General features: G+C 43.0%; 18 protein-coding genes. 4 read left to right on the top strand and 14 right to left on the bottom strand.

All coding sequences use genetic code 11. The features are described from left to right. The first annotated feature begins 75 nt into the window (after positions 1-75). Positions 76-870 (top strand): helix-turn-helix transcriptional regulator, encoded by a 795-nt coding sequence (locus tag A5883_RS02025; protein WP_086337910.1) that lies wholly within the window; start codon positions 76-78, stop codon positions 868-870. Positions 871-1133: 263 nt separating this feature from the next. On the opposite strand, the gene A5883_RS02020 is transcribed toward A5883_RS02025, so the two are convergent. The 11 genes from A5883_RS02020 to gnd form a co-directional block, all read right to left on the bottom strand. Beyond that, positions 1134-1856 (bottom strand): HAD family hydrolase, encoded by a 723-nt coding sequence (locus tag A5883_RS02020; protein WP_086337909.1) that lies wholly within the window; start codon positions 1854-1856, stop codon positions 1134-1136. Between the two features lie 96 nt (positions 1857-1952). Next, positions 1953-2570, bottom strand: coding sequence for a bifunctional 4-hydroxy-2-oxoglutarate aldolase/2-dehydro-3-deoxy-phosphogluconate aldolase (locus tag A5883_RS02015; protein ID WP_086337908.1), 618 nt, complete (start codon positions 2568-2570; stop codon positions 1953-1955). Then, the gene (uxuA, locus tag A5883_RS02010; RefSeq protein WP_086337907.1) at positions 2567-3664 is read right to left on the bottom strand and encodes a mannonate dehydratase; all 1098 of its coding nucleotides are present in this window, start codon (positions 3662-3664) and stop codon (positions 2567-2569) included. The genes A5883_RS02015 and uxuA overlap by 4 nt, the downstream gene beginning before the upstream one ends. A gap of 20 nt (positions 3665-3684) precedes the next feature. After that, positions 3685-4140, bottom strand: a complete 456-nt coding sequence (locus A5883_RS02005; protein ID WP_086337906.1) for a PTS sugar transporter subunit IIA — start codon at positions 4138-4140, stop codon at positions 3685-3687. A 25-nt stretch (positions 4141-4165) separates the two neighbouring features. After that, positions 4166-5041, bottom strand: coding sequence for a hypothetical protein (locus A5883_RS02000; protein WP_086337905.1), 876 nt, complete (start codon positions 5039-5041; stop codon positions 4166-4168). Between the two features lie 103 nt (positions 5042-5144). Next, positions 5145-5651 (bottom strand): PTS system mannose/fructose/N-acetylgalactosamine-transporter subunit IIB, encoded by a 507-nt coding sequence (locus A5883_RS01995; RefSeq protein ID WP_005228434.1) that lies wholly within the window; start codon positions 5649-5651, stop codon positions 5145-5147. An 18-nt stretch (positions 5652-5669) separates the two neighbouring features. Beyond that, a complete protein-coding gene (locus A5883_RS01990) occupies positions 5670-6527 on the bottom strand; it encodes a PTS system mannose/fructose/sorbose family transporter subunit IID (RefSeq protein WP_074535421.1) in 858 nt (285 codons plus the stop codon). A gap of 19 nt (positions 6528-6546) precedes the next feature. Further along, on the bottom strand, positions 6547-7380 hold the full coding sequence (locus tag A5883_RS01985; RefSeq protein WP_005228432.1) for a PTS mannose/fructose/sorbose/N-acetylgalactosamine transporter subunit IIC: 834 nt from the start codon (positions 7378-7380) through the stop codon (positions 6547-6549). A gap of 11 nt (positions 7381-7391) precedes the next feature. Further along, entirely contained in the window at positions 7392-8495 is a 1104-nt protein-coding gene (locus tag A5883_RS01980) for an iron-containing alcohol dehydrogenase family protein (protein ID WP_005228431.1), read from the bottom strand. 15 nt (positions 8496-8510) lie between these two features. Then, on the bottom strand, positions 8511-9512 hold the full coding sequence (locus A5883_RS01975) for a D-isomer specific 2-hydroxyacid dehydrogenase family protein (protein WP_010749950.1): 1002 nt from the start codon (positions 9510-9512) through the stop codon (positions 8511-8513). A gap of 29 nt (positions 9513-9541) precedes the next feature. Next, positions 9542-10423 carry a phosphogluconate dehydrogenase (NAD(+)-dependent, decarboxylating) gene (gnd, locus tag A5883_RS01970; RefSeq protein WP_086337904.1) on the bottom strand — a complete coding sequence of 294 codons (882 nt, stop codon included), beginning with the start codon at positions 10421-10423 and terminating at the stop codon, positions 9542-9544. Between the two features lie 167 nt (positions 10424-10590). Between gnd and A5883_RS01965 the strand changes: the two genes are divergently transcribed. Then, complete coding sequence (locus tag A5883_RS01965; protein WP_005228428.1) at positions 10591-11442, top strand: MurR/RpiR family transcriptional regulator; 852 nt, start codon at positions 10591-10593, stop codon at positions 11440-11442. 255 nt (positions 11443-11697) lie between these two features. Here the strand turns inward: A5883_RS01965 and A5883_RS01960 are convergent, their stop codons facing one another. From A5883_RS01960 to A5883_RS01950, 3 genes are all read right to left on the bottom strand, one after another. Continuing rightward, positions 11698-12069: a YccF domain-containing protein gene (locus tag A5883_RS01960; protein ID WP_010749951.1), complete on the bottom strand. Its 372-nt coding sequence runs from the start codon at positions 12067-12069 to the stop codon at positions 11698-11700. A 151-nt stretch (positions 12070-12220) separates the two neighbouring features. Beyond that, positions 12221-13285 (bottom strand): DUF1002 domain-containing protein, encoded by a 1065-nt coding sequence (locus A5883_RS01955; RefSeq protein WP_086337903.1) that lies wholly within the window; start codon positions 13283-13285, stop codon positions 12221-12223. 300 nt (positions 13286-13585) lie between these two features. After that, complete coding sequence (locus A5883_RS01950; protein ID WP_060791459.1) at positions 13586-14254, bottom strand: CPBP family intramembrane glutamic endopeptidase; 669 nt, start codon at positions 14252-14254, stop codon at positions 13586-13588. A 399-nt stretch (positions 14255-14653) separates the two neighbouring features. Between A5883_RS01950 and A5883_RS01940 the strand changes: the two genes are divergently transcribed. Then, positions 14654-15628, top strand: coding sequence for an ABC transporter ATP-binding protein (locus A5883_RS01940; protein WP_086337902.1), 975 nt, complete (start codon positions 14654-14656; stop codon positions 15626-15628). Next, the gene (locus tag A5883_RS01935; RefSeq protein ID WP_086337901.1) at positions 15625-16428 is read left to right on the top strand and encodes an ABC transporter permease; all 804 of its coding nucleotides are present in this window, start codon (positions 15625-15627) and stop codon (positions 16426-16428) included. The genes A5883_RS01940 and A5883_RS01935 overlap by 4 nt, the downstream gene beginning before the upstream one ends. Position 16429 lies beyond the last annotated feature (1 nt).

Below are 16429 nucleotides of genomic sequence, written 5' to 3'. Positions count from 1 at the left end.
ATTATAGAATGAAATCGCTGTCATTCACAGGACGATTTCCACACATCGATAGACAAAAAATGGAGGATAGATCGCGTGACCATTTTAGAAGAATACCATTTCGGCGAATACCTCGGCGTTTCCAGTTACCATCCCTACTCGCTTAATTACATGGAACATTTTCATCGTTCCTTTGAATTGCTTTTTTGTAGTGATGGCGAAGCGGTTGTCAAAATCGAAGAAAGTCCCTATGTCCTTACGACAGGCCAAGTGTTATTAGTCATGCCTTATCAGACTCATGCCATTGAAACCGCTAAGGAATCACAATTGCATATTCTTGTGTTTTCACCTGAGTATATTCCAGATTTTTACGCCAAAACGAAAGATTTCGCTTTGTCAGATCCGGTGATCACCATTGATTCATCTGTTGCCAAGCAGCTCTACTATCCTTTATTTGAAACGGATTCCCTCTATTTACGAAAATCGGCACTGTATCAAGTCCTTTACCTTTTTGAACACCAAACGACTTTATTACCAGCCAAAAATCAAGAGGATATCCTGATCCAGCTACTTGTTTACATCGAATCCCACTTCAAAGAAGAACTGACGCTCGAAAAACTAAGCAGCAGTATCGGCTATAGCAGCGTCTACGTTTCCAGAATGATCACCGATAAATTGAAAAGCACCTTTCCTCGGCTTTTGAATCAAGCAAGAATACGCCATGCCTCTTTTTTGCTGACCCATAGTCTCTTGCCGATTACGGAAGTAGCAGAACAAGCAGGCTTTCAAAATGTGCGAACCTTCAATCGAAATTTCAAAGCATTGACCTCACTGACGCCAAAAGAATACCGTTTAAAACACAATGCTCATTTTTCGTTGCTGAAGGAATAGCGTAAAAAAAGCAGCTTCACTTAGCTGTAAAGTGAGCTGCTACAATCTTACTCGTTTTTCTAGTCAGCCTTTTGCCTCATTCCTAGAAACTAGTGAAAAACGCTCTAACTTCCCCTTCTTCATAGAGAAATGAGCAGGAAAAAACCAATTGCCAAAATGAACCTTTGTTGTTTTACTGATTCCACAAAACTATGCCTGTTTTAAAACACCGTACTTTTTAGCTTCATACCCTTTTGCTTTGTTGATACTTCTTGGAATATCGATCAATCCCAAGAAAAATGATTCACGACGAGCCAGTCTTTGACTTTCATCAGATCAGAAAAAGTTTTCACCTGTGCAGCTACTTCTTGCTCAAGTTTTGGCTGTTTAAGCAAAGGATACTTCCCATTTTTCTTGACTGGCAAAGCACTCAAATCATCCGCAATCAGAAAAGCTGGGATCTCGGCTTGTTTTGCGGCTTTTATGCCAGCTAGAGAATCTTCTAATACCAAGGCTTCTTCAGGCTTTACGCCTAAATGTTGGCAAGCTGTTAGAAAGATTTCTGGATCAGGTTTGCCCTTTCGCACTTGATCCCCAGAAACCACCGTATCAAACCAATCTGGCATCTGTTCCATTTCAAAGTACGCCTTGATTTTTTCTTTCGATGAAGAGGATGCCACGGCTATCAAGCAATCTTGTTTTTTTAATGCTTCCAACAGGTCAAGAAGGCCGGGCTTTTTGAACACCCGTTTTTCTTCAGCTAAAATCACTTCTTTCTGACGATTCATCGCTTCTCGCCACCGATCCGTTGGTACTTGATTGCCATAAAGTTCCTGCATCCCTATACGAATATCTGCTTCCGTTCTGCCAGTCAGGTAATAATAAACTTCTTGGCAAACTTCAAAATCATATTCCTCCGCGGCTCTTAAATAAGCGCGGTAAGCTAGACGACCTGTTTCAAACATCAAACCGTCCATATCAAAAATCACCAGTTTTATCTTTTTCATCCTATAGCCTCCTTTACTTTTCTGCGAATAAAAAAGCAATGGTACCAAAATCCTTTGGCACCCATTGCTTCACCTTGTTTATTTACAGCTGACTGCTCAACTTAGCAATGATTTTACATGCGCCAAATGGCTGTCAGCCTTTTCCCGACCTTCTTTTATTAATGATTCTGAAAGAATGAAGGAGCCGCCAACTGCTAGCACCTGCGGATCAGATAAGTAGTCTTGCATATTTTCGAGGTTGATTCCGCCAGTTGGGACAAATCGAATATCATAAAACGGACCGCTGAGGGCTTTGATCGCCGGCAAGCCCCCGTAGATATCCGCGGGGAAAAATTTCACAACTGATAAGCCATAAGCCGCTGCTCGTTGAATGTCATTTGGGGTAGCTGTTCCTGGAAACACTGGAATGTTTTCGGCAAGACAAAATTCCACCACATCAGGTACAAGAGCAGGGGAAACAATAAAGCGCGCCCCTTTCTCAACTGCTGCTTTCGCTTGTTCTAAAGTGCGCACCGTGCCTGCGCCTACGATCAATTTGCCTGATTGAGAGAGTTTTTCAATCGCTGCTAAAGCAAGGTCACTGCGGAAGGTCACTTCAATAAAGGGTAGTTCATGTTCGATCAACAGTGATTCTACTACTGGCAAATAGGTAAGATCCGTTGCAGTGTAAAGAGGCAATACCCTTGTTTTTGCCAATTGTTCATAGAGTGTCATACACTCTTCCCTCCCTTCGTTTCCTTCGATTGCATTTGTTCTTTCAAGACGGCTTCATGAAGCCCTTGAAGATAACTGATCCCAATCGCGCGATCATACAGACCATAGCCTGGCATCGCCACTTCCCCCCAGATCGTCCGCCCGTGATCTGGACGGATGACGCCATCAAAACCGACCTCAACCAAGGCTTTCATGATGGCATACATATCTAATGATCCTTCGGTGGATAGATGGGCGGATTCTTTAAATTTACGTTCCCCCATAAACAACACATTGCGGAAATGAACAAAGTTGATGCGTCCCTTTAAGGCATGAACGATCTCCACCATGTCGTTTTCTGGATCGGCACCTAACGAACCGGTGCACAACGTCACCCCATTATAAGGCGAATCCACGATAGCCATGATTTTTTTTAAGTCCTCTAAATTTTTGGTGATTCGTGGCAAGCCAAAAATTTCCCAAGGTGGATCGTCGGGATGGATCGCCATTTTCACATCTACTTCTTCACACACAGGAATGATCCGCTTTAAGAAATAGCTTAAGTTATCAAAGAGGATCTCTTGAGTGACCCCCTCATAAGTTGCCATCAAACGCTGGAACTTTTTCAGTCGTTCTTCTTCCCAACCTGGCAATTGAAAGCCTTTTGATTGGCTATGGATCAGCGTATACATCTCACTAGGTTCCATATCATCCACAACGGCTTGATCATAGAGCAAGGAGAAGCTGCCATCCTCGTTTTGATAAAATAGATTTGTTTTGGCCCAGCCGAAGATCGGTTTGAAGCTATAGCAGATCATATGTACATCACAAGCTGCTAAATTCCGAATCGTTTGAATATATTGATCAATGTAGTGATCCCGTTCCTCTGTTCCAGCTTTGATCGCATCGTGGATCGCCACACTCTCAATCCCTAAAAGCGAAAGATGCTCTTTTTCAATTGATGCTTTTAGTGCGTTGATTTCGGAAATCTCCCAGATATCTCCGGGCATTTTATTCAGAAGTGTTCCTACAATGCCGTGCATTCCTGGAATTTGTCGAATATTCGTTAACGGGATCGTATCCCCTTCCCCGTACCATCGAAACCCCCATTGCATTTGCTGTCATCCTTTCGTTTTTAAAAATCATCGTCCTCATCAGTTTCTTCGCTACTATCACCTGCTGAAGAATTGTGCCAAAGCGCTACACTATTTTCTCCTTGCTGGATCACTGCTGCTACCGCCTGTTCAATCGGTGTCGCCAAAAATTGGTGATTGATCGCTTCTAATACCATCGGCAGATTCACTCCGCCGATCACATACGTCTTTTCCTGAAGAGGTTCTTCTAATTGATTGATCGTTACAACCGACTGATTGTAGGGACTCGCACTCAATAGATCAGCAAACACCACTACACCGTCCCCTTGATCTGTTTCGTGGATTGCTTCACGGATTTTGTTTCCCAGAAGTTGAATATCCTCTCCGTGGTTCAAATTAACGACCGCAATATTTTCGACACTGCCCATGATCACCTCTGCAGCATCTTTAAAACCAGTACTCAGCTGTCCGTGAGTTGCCAATACGATTCCTAACAAATGTTGTTCCTCCTTTTTTCGCTTCCTAACCAAATAACGCAAGGACTTTTTGCATATTCCTACTATTCAGCTCTTTTTGCTTTAATTGTTTTCTAGGCAACACATACGTCTGATCCTGCTGCTTTTCTGCACAAAACAGATAGTTGATGCTGCCCATCACTTCACTACTGTGTTCGATCGCCAGCTGCTGCAGTTGCCCTTCATTGAATTGCTTGCCGATAGCTCGAATCGGAGCATCGGCGCCGATAGAATCTAAATAATAAATCTTCGCATTCGGCCCTACTGAATCACGTAACACTTCCAACCCGCGTTCTCCAAAACTTCCTTCATCAAGAAACGCAAAAGCAGTCGCTGTTTGATTGTTTTGACTGATCAGTGACAGCAGCGCTAAGATAGAGGACGTATTGCGGGTCAGATTTTGCTCAAATCCTGCCCCGCGGCTTACGCGATTTAATAGCAGAAAATAAATACCGACTCCTAAAGCAAAAAGCGCTGTTTGCCATGACAACAAGGGAAATCTCCCTGAGGCAAAGTGGATATAAAGCCAGGTACCCAACAACCCAAAAAGAATCATCACTGCTGAAGCAGTCAGAATAAATTGATTTGTTCTGCGCCCTTGCTCCTGCCGATCAAAAAAATGGTAATCGCCGAAATGCTGTGGCGGTGTATCATAATATGTGCAGATGATCCGTTTTGCTTTGGTCAGATCGCCAACATACAAATTGCGTGAGGCGTTTTTTTTCGTGTGATCATACTCGATCACCTGAAGATCTTTGCGAAACGGAATGATATCTGCGATGAGTGCCTTCAAAAATCTTTGTTTGCTTTTATCCGTGGAACGCGATCGGTAGACATACCGATAACGAAAAAGCCAATCACGAAATGTTTCTGTTTGATTCATGGCGGATTCTCCTATTCACAAATTACTGACAAGGAAGGAGGAACTCTATTTTTTATAAGATCCTCCGCCTTCCTCTTCAACAGATGACGAACGCGCTCAATGATTACAAATTGAACTGCTTCAACACATCTTTAAGCGTTGATTTCGGTGCAGAAGGTGTTGCTTGAAAATAGATTGATTCCACACCGTACGCTTCGTTCATTTCTTTGAGTTTTTGCGCATCAGCTTGATTTAAATAAACAGATTTCGTTACCAAGAGATCTTTCTCGGGATCTTTTTGGGCGATACCGCCTATGTTCAATTCTTTCATTGGCACGCCGTGTTTGACTAAGTCGTACATCACACTGACGGTTTTAGCGATCAAAATACAGTTGTAATCTTTGAAGTTGTATTCATCCCAGTAAAATTTGGCTTTTTCTGGTGTAACGACGATCGTTTTTTGCCCTGTGCGGCTACCGGCATTTTTGTATAATTCCCGCATGAACTTATCCTTAGCTACTACCTCATCCACTACAAAAATCGAGTTGACTCCGCTTTTTTGTGACAAGGTCATCATGACCTGCCCATGGATCAATCGTTCATCTACTCGTGCTAAATTTACTACACCCATTTTTTCCACTTCCTTTTCTTATAAAATACCGACACCGGCTAAAATAATCAGAATCAAGGTCAGCCATAGTAATGCTTGCGTGACTTTTAATCCTTTCTTTGTATAGAACCAGTAGACGCCCATTACAACTGCTAACGGCAAGATCCCTGGTACAATCTGATCAAGGATATCTTGGATAATAAATTCTCGTCCAGAAATATCAAACTGCAGCGAAGAACTGACTTTGACATAGTTTCCAGCCAGAACCCCCATCATAAACAAACCGAGAACCGACAGTGTTTCAATTGCGGTTTGGACGCCTGTACTCTGCATCAAACCAGTTGCATTGCGCCCCATCGAAAATGCTTGACGGGCGAAAAACATTCCTAGTGAAACTTGATACAGTGCAAAGCAAATGAATGGGAACAACGCACCTAGTGGACTTCCTTGCTGTGCCCAAGGAACAGCAATCGCAATAAAGATATATTGAACGGTTCCTGAGTCGATGGCATCTCCGATTCCTGCTAAAGCACCCATCAAACCAGCTTTCGTGTTGTACATTAGATCATCTTGCATCAAAATCTCTTTTTTCTCATGCTCTTCCTCGGCCCGCTGTTGTTCCATTGATGACATCAGCCCAGTGATGACTCCGCCCCCCCAACTCAGCTGGGTATTGAAAAACAGCAGTTGGCGTTTGTAGGCAGCTTTCAGTGCCTCATCGTCTTTGTAAAGTTTGCGCAAAATCGGCATCATGGCGTATAAAAGCGAGGGTGATAAATACCGTTCAAATGAATGCGGGATCTCATTGGCGAAATGCCATCTTAGGTATGCTTTTGTGACATCTTTCTTCGTGATTTCTTCTGGTGCGCCTTGCGCTTTTTGAATTGTTTCGGTCATTACTACTCCTCCTTATCGATTAGAACCCGTCATCATAGTCATCGTCATCATCAAAGGATGGTGATGCTGTATTCGTTTCTGGGGCTGGGACCAATTTTCCTTTTTGTGACTGAACAAAAATCAACGCGATCAAAATGCCAAAAATCGCATAGGTGACCATGGTAATTTCCAGCGAACTGAAAACTACACTCATGAAATAGGCCAAGAAGAAAAAGACCATATAATCTTTTCGACCGATCACATAGACGGTAGTTGCAATCCCGATCGCTGCCAATCCGCCGCCGACTACTTCTAAAATATGAATAACGACTGTCCCCTCAAGAGCATTGATGACATCAGCAATCAGTGGAGCGCCTAAATAAAGTGCAATAAATACCAGCGGAACAAATAAAATAAATGAAGCCAGCGTTGGGTATAAAATAATTGAACGCGTCATTGCCTTGGCATTAAGATCTTCTACTGCTTTATCCGTATACTTTCCTAAGAAGGTATTGATAAAGAAACGGAACTGATACAAATAACTCCCTAGCAACCCAACAGGAACGGCAACAGCAATCGCTGCTTCTGGTTGCAGATTTCCTAGCAAAGCTACCGGTACAGCAATCGCCGCAGCAATCGAAGGTTCCGCCGGCATGGATCCGCCAGGAGAAAATACCCCCATGTAAATCATTTGTAAAGCGGCAGTAACGATCATGGCTTGAGCCACATTTCCCATCACCAGTCCGACAACTAATCCCGTCATCAATGGTGAAAAACGTAAAGTCAGTGTGGCGCCTCCGCCGAGCCAACGAGACATGACTGCTGCAACCCATAGCGCAATCAGTAAACTTTGTGTAACACTTAATGTATCCATTTTTCCTCCTCCTAAACTTCTTTCAAATAGTTTTCTAAATCAAGAACAGCTTCTTTCAAGCGTTCTTTGGTGATTAAGACTGGAATCAAGTGTACTTTTTCTTTCGAATCTATGAACTGCACCAACTGATCGATGACTTGTGCATCTTCAGGAAAAATACCCATTTGATGTAAACTCATTGGTAAGTGCAATTCTTGATAAAAGGGGATCAACTGATCGATGACCGTCCATTTTTCTTCAAGGGCTAATTGATAAAACATCCCATAGGCAACCTTTTCCCCGTGAAGAAAACGATGACTTTCAGGCAGATATTTACTGATGGCATCATGCATCGCATGCGCCGCTGCATTGCGGGCATATTTATCGCCTAGCCCGCCTACCATTCCAGCAACTGCAATAACGATCTCCGACAAGTGACAAAAGGCGTCTGTCACTTCCTGCCGCTTCATATCTTCAATCGCTTGTTTCGATTGTGTCAAAATAGCTGTTTCGCATAATTTTGCTGTATAGCCTGCCATTTGCAAGAAGGGCTCATTTTTCAAATGTGGTTGGGCTAAGATTGCTTCCGATTCAATCCACTTTGCCAACGTATCTGCTAAACCGGCGATGAAGTAGGAGACTGGTGCATCGATCACTAACGTCGGATCGGTAATCAAAAAAGCAGCCTGTCTTAAATAGTGTTCCGACTTTCCTTCAGATTCTCCCGACTCTTTATACATGACAGACAAGGGTGTCCATGGTGCACAATTACTGGCCAATGTTGGGATCAGTCCAAAGGGTCGATTGACTACATGTGCTGCATATCCCACTAAGTCGGCTAACTTCCCGCCGCCAACCCCCAGAATAAAATCGATCGCCAGTTCTTCAACAAGATCAGCAATCAGCCCAGCGCCATAATAGCTGCATTCTCCCGTGTAGCGATGATAAAAAATTTCCAAATGCGCATCTTCTAAAAAGAGTAATTTTGGTTTTGCTTTTTCCCATGAAACCGTTCCATGTACGAGCAGCAGTCGTTTTACTTTGTATTCTTTTAATACTTCCGGCACATAGTCGATCGCGCCTTCATGGTAACGATAAACTTGCGGTCCAACCTTTACTTTTAAATCCGTTAGCACGAGTTTCACTCTCCTTTATACAGCCAAAAACCGACTTTCCGCTTGAACAGCACGGTCTGGCAGCAGCCCCTTAACGATTCGTTCAATATCCGTTACACATTTGTTTCCCATCTCTTCTAAGCATTCCATAGTATAAGCCGATGTATGCGGTGTCATAACTACATTTTCAAAAGCTAAATACGGATGATCTTTATGACCAGGCTCTTCCTCTAAGACATCGGTGGCAAGACCAGCAATTTTCCCACTTTTTAATCCGCTTACAATTGCCTCTTCATTCAAAAGGGCGCCACGGGCACTATTGGAGAGATATACTTGATCTTTCATTTTTGAAATTTCTTCAAAGGAAATCATATGATAATTTTCCTCCGTCAAGTTAGCACATAGACAAATAATATCTGATTTTGCTAGCAGCTCGTCTAGCTCGACTTTTTTTCCGCCATAGCTTTGAATATGCAAAGCGGACTTATATGGATCGTATGCCAAAACCTCGCAGCGGAAACCATTTCTCAATATTTCTACTACACAACTTCCAGTATTGCCGACACCGATCACCCCTACCGTCTTGTTAAATAATGCGCGTCCGACAAAGTTCGCTCGTTTTTCCCATTGATCTTCGCGGACCTTTGTATTCGATTCAACTGTACAGCGCAGAAGCGCCAATAGATTGGTCACGTTATTTTCTGCTACTGCATCTCGCTCGACCAAAGCTGGAATGATCGAAACAATCGTTTGGTGGTCCTTCGCTGCTTCTAAATCAATATTGTTATAGCCGATCCCGTGGCGTGTGATCAGTAGCAATTCATCTTTGTACTCAAAAAACTCTTTGGTAAAAAATGGGGTAACACTTGCTATAATGATGTTGTATCCCTTAAGCTTTTCTGCTAATTCTTTCCCATTGATTTCGCTATCGAACGTGAAATGACTGACAGTTCCGATTGCTTTCAACCGCTCGATATGTTGCGGAAAGATTTTTCCAAAGCTGCTGGAATTCACTATAGCGATCTTAAACTGTTCCATATTCTTCCTCCTTACTCTTTTGCAACAATCTAGTGACCACCAAAACCATTCCTTAGCGCAGAGACGACTTTTGCTGAGAAACTGTCTTCTTCTTGGGACAAATTTCTCATAAACAAACTCATAGCGATCGTCGGTACAGCAACATTCATCTCCAAAGCCGTTTCCACAGTCCACCTAGCTTCACCAGAAGCTGCAACAACCCCGCGATATTCCTCCAACTTAGGGCTCTCATTAAATTGGGCCGCTGCGATTTCCATCAGCCAGCTGCGAATAACCGATCCATGATTCCATACCTCTGCGACGGAAGCCAAATCAAAGTCATAGGCACTTTGTTCAATCAATTGAAAGCCTTCACCGATGGCTTGCATCATTCCGTATTCGATACCGTTATGGACCATCTTTAGAAAATGACCGCTTCCTGATTCCCCTGCATAAAGGTAGCCTCCTAAAACAGCCACATCTGCAAACAAAGATTCCACCTCTGAAAAAGCGATTTCATTCCCGCCAATCATCAAACATGCATCTTTTCTAGCTCCGGAAACCCCACCAGAAGTCCCACAATCAAAGTAATGCACCTCTTTTTCTTTAAACCAGGCTGCTCGGCGAATCGAATCTTTGTAATTAGAATTTCCGCCTTCAATCACGATGTCTTTCGCTGATACAAGGGGACATAGTTCTTCAAGAATCCCCTCAGTCACAGTTCCCGCAGGAAGCATCAACCATAAAACCCGTCGGCCGCTAAAAGAATTCGTCAAATCAGCTAGCGTTTGATAGAGTGTAATTCCAGCTTCTTGCGCTGTTTTCTGCGCATGTATCGAAAGATCCAGCCCTTTTACTTGATAACCTTGATCTTTTAAATTGAGGGCCAAGTTCAATCCCATTTTTCCAAGTCCGATAATTCCTATCTCCATGATAGCGCCTCCATTTCATACTTTTATTATACGAAAAAATATTTTTTTGTAAACACAAAAAATAAAAATAATTTTTATTTGCTTTTTTTCTTTAAAAGAGGTAACTTTAAAAGAGGTAACGTAACAATACAAAGATAATAATGTTCATATAAAGGAGGTAACCGTCTTTGACTGTTTCGATTCGCCTGCAAATAAAAACGCTTTATAAAGACTTAAGTCTCAAAGAACAAGCGATTGCCGACTACATTTTGGAAAATCCTAGTAAAGTCAGCCACAGTTCAATCAGTGATTTATCCAATGAATTAGGCATCGCTGATTCGACCTTTTTTCAATTCACAAAAAAACTCGGTTACAACGGATTTAAAGACTTCAAAATGGCAATGCTGATGCAGGAAAATGATTTTTCTGCCATTTCGATCCATGAAAATATCCAGAAGTCTGATAATGAATTGACTATGGCTCAAAAAGTATTTGATTCCAATATGACCACATTGACTGATACCAAAAATCTTTTGAAAGAAGAAGATTTAAAGCTTGCTGCTGCAATGATCAATCAATCTAAACGACTTTTTTTCTTCGGCGTTGGTGGTTCAGAGATCGTGGCAACCGATGCCTATCACAAATTTTTGCGCTCGCCGATCACTGTTTTTCACAGCAGTGATTATCACATCCAACTGATGGAGGCTTCATTGTTGACGCCAGATGATTGCGGCATTTTTATCTCTCATACTGGAAAATCAAGAGAAACCATTGAACTAGCTCAAGTTGCCAAAAACAATGGTGCCAAAATTATCGTCATTACTAGCCATGCTGCTTCCCCTTTAGCCAAACTCGGCGACGTGGTTTTCATCTCTATTTCCGAAGAAACTGAGTTTCGCTCAGAGGCATTGGCATCCAGAATCGCTCAACTGAGCATCATGGATTCCCTCTATGTCATCTTAATGTTTATTAATCGAGACAAAGCACAACAATCGATTGCCAAAATTCGGCGCTCCATTTCAAAAATCAAAGAACCCTGAGAAGGGAAGAAAAAACTTACATTTTTCTGCGTTTCGCTAATTCTTTTGTGAATCACAGTTGATATGCAAAAAAACTTGTGCTTTTTTCTGTACTCTTCTTTGGTTTCTTATCAACTTTTTCAGTTCTGAATCTCAAATGCGCTGAGCCTGCCAAAAATCTTGTCCCTTACTCTTGCTAATGTTCGCAAAAAAACCACATCACAAAGCTATCCGCTCTGTAATGTGGTTTTTTAAGACTATCTTTTTTTAGGTAAATCAATAACGACTAGACACAATCTCTGCTCCAAAGGGCATCAACGCTAAGCGCGCCATTTTCAATGATTGCGCCGCAAATGGAATGCCGATGATCGTGATGGCTAGAATGACTGCGCTAGCTAAATGGCCTAAAGCCAGTGGTATACCAGAAAAAATCAACCATAAAATATTTAGAATCACGGACACGCCACCGCCACGGTAAACGATGTCTTTCCCAAATGGTGCGAGTGACAACGTCGCAAACTTAAAACATTGCAGACCAATGGGAATGCCGATGATGGTGATACACCATAAACACCCAGCCAAAAACCATGAGATCGCACCGATCAAGCCGCCAAAGACAAACCAAATCACGTTGCCTAAAAAATTCATCTGATTGCCCTCCTTCTTTTTTTAATAAAGACTGTTCCTGTTTTAGCAAAGAAAGCAGAGGACATCGAAAGCACTCAGACGTGCGCTATCGTCTGATGCTCCGCTTCTCTTTTTTCTTAATACAAGCGAAATGTGTTATTTTGTAAAATGCTTATTGCCCAGAATCAACGGTTGATTCGCTGCTATTGTTAGACTCATTTGAGTCATTGCCGAAGACACCGGTGATCGAAGACCAGATGCCGCTAAAGAAGCTCTTGATATTTTCCCAAAGTCCCTTAGAGGTTTCTTCGATTTGCTTGCGGGCTTCTGACAGATCCAATTCTTTGATGAAGTCATCGAAGATATTATTGTCTCGCATGTCGCTCATCAAAGAGGTCAATTCAGAAATTTGATTTTCCGTAACGATTCCTTCCAGTCCGTTGTCTTTCAAGGCTTTTTCTACTGTCTCTTGAATATCGGCTTGGGTTAATTCCGTACCATCTGCGGTTTGAGCAGCCAAATCGGTTTTCGCTTGTTCTTGCGCTGCATTCAAAGCTTCATCGGAATAGCCTTCTTTGTCTTTATTCTCTTCGGTGATCGTAGACAGCACATCCATTTCATCTTGGGCTACAGCTACTCGATTCTGATTGATGACACCGCCTGATTCTTCAACGATTTTGTATACCCCAGCTAAAGCTCCGGAACCGTCGATCGGTACGGCAGAAGCGACCGTTAGCTTCGCATCAGTGATCCCTGCCGTCAGCGCTGCATTTTGGTACTGGGCTGCAGTGATGCGGGTAATGTTATCTGGTGTCGCGATATCGACAGTGATTCCTGCCCCGCTTTCTAAAGTCTGCATTCTGACCGAGCTATAGACCGCCCAATCTGCAGTAAAGCCGCCATCGGGAATGTATTTCATCAAGTCATTACCGTTTGTCGTATAAATCGGTGTTTCGCCTTGGATGCCTAAGCGCTCAAGTGTGTAGTCTTCTTGTGCTTTCGTCAAGGCATTTCCGATTGCCACGGCATTGACTTGCAAACGATCTGAACTGCTGTCAGAAGTACTTGTTTGACTGTCGGTAGTGGCTGTCGCTGCGGTAGAACTGCTTGTTGCAGTGGAACTGCTGGTCGTTGAATTGGTTTCGTCAGCAAAAACTTGTGGTGCTGCTAATAAAACTTGGCTAGATACCAAGAGAGTCGCTAAAATCATCGCTGGTTTTCGAGTCTGTTTTTTCATCACTATATCCTCCAAGTGTTGATCTCTTTTTCAGGGATTTTTCCCTCTTACTGCTGTTATTGTACTATAGGTTTTCTTGCAAAGCCTACGTCTAGGGTCTGAAATGAAGAAAAACTTAGAACTCTGGTGCTATTTAAAAAAGGCGCAATTTGGTACTATCCTTGGTACAGCAATACTTTAGACGCTTTTCTTTTCATCAACTGTTTTTTTAGCAAAACCAACAGCGTAGGATTTCAAACAGCTGCCAGAGTAAACAAAAACCACCGAATCGTTTTGATTTGGTGGTTTTTGCTGACTTTCTTATCCTAGCAAGATCATTGCGATCGCCGCCAAGGCGTTGTTAAGAAAATGCATGGCGATGGCTGTTTCTAGACGCTTAGTTTTAACATAAATCAACGCCATGATCAATCCCATAGCACCATAAATCAAAAACTCGACCAGATTGGTGACGGAATGGATGATACTAAAAACCGCTACACTTGAAATGATCCCGACTATTGGGTATTTCTCGAATAAAAGGCCAATAAACCCACCACGAAAAACGATCTCTTCCATAATTGGCGCAGCAACAGCGATCAATAAAAAGATCAAAAGCGGATTTTCGCCTGTAAACAGTTCCCCTAACAATGCATCATTGGCGGTCGCCTCTTGATCGGATATATGCTGCAGATAGAGCGTTCCGCCAACTGCAACGACTCGACCTAAAACAAACCCTCCGACGATCCATAGCCAATTTTTCTTCGTTGACCAGCCAAAGTCAAAGGTGGCAAGTCCTAACTTTTTAGCCAAAAACATCAGTAGACCAATGTTTGCCAAAAGCAAGGCAATCAACCCATAGCTGATCATCGCAGGAATCGTCGGTTCTCCTGCTTCCAAATAATAGATTTTTACCACGCTAAATGCGGTCATCCCTACTTGACTAAGTAAGAATAAGCCAATCAAAATAAAGACATTCTTTACTGCTTTCATGCTCTCCTCCATTGTTTGCTCATTGCATTTTTCAGGATCGGGTTACGACAAATCATGACACAGCCCATCATTTGGTTCCCCATGTTTCCAGAAAATGCTTAGCCACTATCGGCTGCTTATAATGATACTTAGTTTCCTCATTATTTACAACTAATAAAAAATAAAAATAGTTATTTTGCTCATTTTATCGAATAAACCACGCTTTTTCATTCCCATTCTTTTCAAAAAAAAATATAAGTAATGTTTGAAAAAAGCGCTCTCTTATGCTACACTGTTCCTACTTTTGTTTGGCTGACGAACCGCTGCCCCAACCATGTTCGTTTGGACCAACTCGTTGCGAGTATTCGATTTCGAATGCTCTTTTTGTCGCGTTTGTCAAAAGAAAGTGAGTGAATCCAAATGATCCAAGTAGAACACCTCAGCAAGACCTTCCAAGTATCCAAGCGAAAAAGCGGCTTTCGCCAAGCAGCCAAAGCCTTTCTTTCTCGTGAAACCACCACCGTCCATGCGTTGCAAAACATCAGCTTTACCATCAATGAAGGCGAAATGGTTGGCTACATCGGGCCTAATGGTGCTGGAAAAAGTACCACCATCAAAATCATGTGCGGGATTTTGACCCCTGATCAAGGCGTTTGTCACATCAATGGTCGTACGCCTTGGCAAGAACGTATCCAACATGTCAAAGACATCGGCGTCGTCTTCGGGCAACGCAGTCAACTCTGGTGGGATGTCCCCGTCAATGACAGCTTTGATTTGATTCGTGATATCTACAAAGTCGACGCTGCTAGTTATCAACGCAACCTAGAAGAATTAGTCACCTTACTAGATTTAGGTGAGATCTTAAAAACCCCTGCTCGTTCCTTAAGTCTCGGTCAGCGTATGCGCTGTGAGATCGCAGCCTCCTTACTCCATGACCCCAAAATCTTATTTCTTGATGAACCCACCATCGGTTTAGATGCTGTGTCAAAAATCGCCGTGCGTCAGTTCATCAAAAAAAGAAACCAAGAAAAAGGTACCACAGTCATCCTGACGACCCACGATATGCAAGATATCGAGGCGCTGACACAACGAATTCTGTTGATCGGCAAAGGGCAAATTTTGCTAGATGGTCGCCTCGATGAACTAAAGCACCGTTTTTCTGATGTCAAAACGCTGGAGGTCGACTATCAAGGGAATGAGCCCCATCTGCCAGAAAATGTCCAACTTCTTCAAAAAGACGTCGGTCGCCTTGTTCTGAAGCTTGATCCCAAAGAAGTGTCGGTCGCTCAGCTGCTCAGTCTGCTCAGCAGTCAAGTCGAGATCACCGATTTGGCCGTTGCCAGTATCACCGCCGAAGAAATGGTCGCCAAGCTGTATCAGGAGTATCAGATATGAGGAAGTATCAGGCATTTTTCCGCATCCGCTTTATCAATACCTTGCAATACCGCTCGGCGGCAATTGCCGGGATGGCTACGCAACTAGCTTGGGGCTTGATGGAAATTCTGGCATTCCACGCCTTTTACCAAGCAGATCCTAGTGCCTTTCCCATGACCTTTCAACAAACCGTCTCCTATGTTTGGCTCCAGCAAGCCTTCTTGTCTTTATTTATGTTGTGGTTCTTTGAGGCAGAAATTTTCAATACCATCACCACAGGGTCGATCGCCTATGAACTTGTGCGGCCGATGGATCTATACAATCGCTGGTTTTACCAATCGGCTGCCAATCGCTTAGCAAAAGCCGTCTTGCGTTGCGGACCGATTTTTGTGATTGCCTTTTTACTGCCAGCACCTTATCGTTTAATTCTGCCAGCAAACATCGTTGCCCTGTTCTTGTTTCTTTTGTCTATGGCGCTGAGTTTAGGTGTAGTGATCGCTATGTCGCAGCTGGTCTACATCTCGACTTTTTATACATTATCCTCCATCGGGGTGCGGATCGTCATCAGCTCCATCGGTGAATTTTTAGCTGGTGGGGTCATTCCTCTGCCTTTCTTTCCGCAGCCTTTTCGCCAATTCGTGGAACTACTGCCTTTTGCTTCCATGCAAAACGTCCCGCTGCGAATTTACAACGGGGATCTGACTGGCTTTGCGCTGGTTTCAGCATTGCTCTTACAAGCCTTTTGGCTCGTACTTTTGATCGTGATCGGAAAAATTTGGCTGCAGCAGGCGCTCAAACGCGTCGTTGTGCAAGGAGGTTAAG

It is taken from the genome of Enterococcus sp. 5B3_DIV0040 (assembly GCF_002140755.1).
GTDB lineage: Bacteria > Bacillota > Bacilli > Lactobacillales > Enterococcaceae > Enterococcus_D > Enterococcus_D casseliflavus.
The sequence above is the reverse complement of the archived record's forward strand: the minus strand, read 5'-3'. Positions and strand labels throughout refer to the sequence as shown.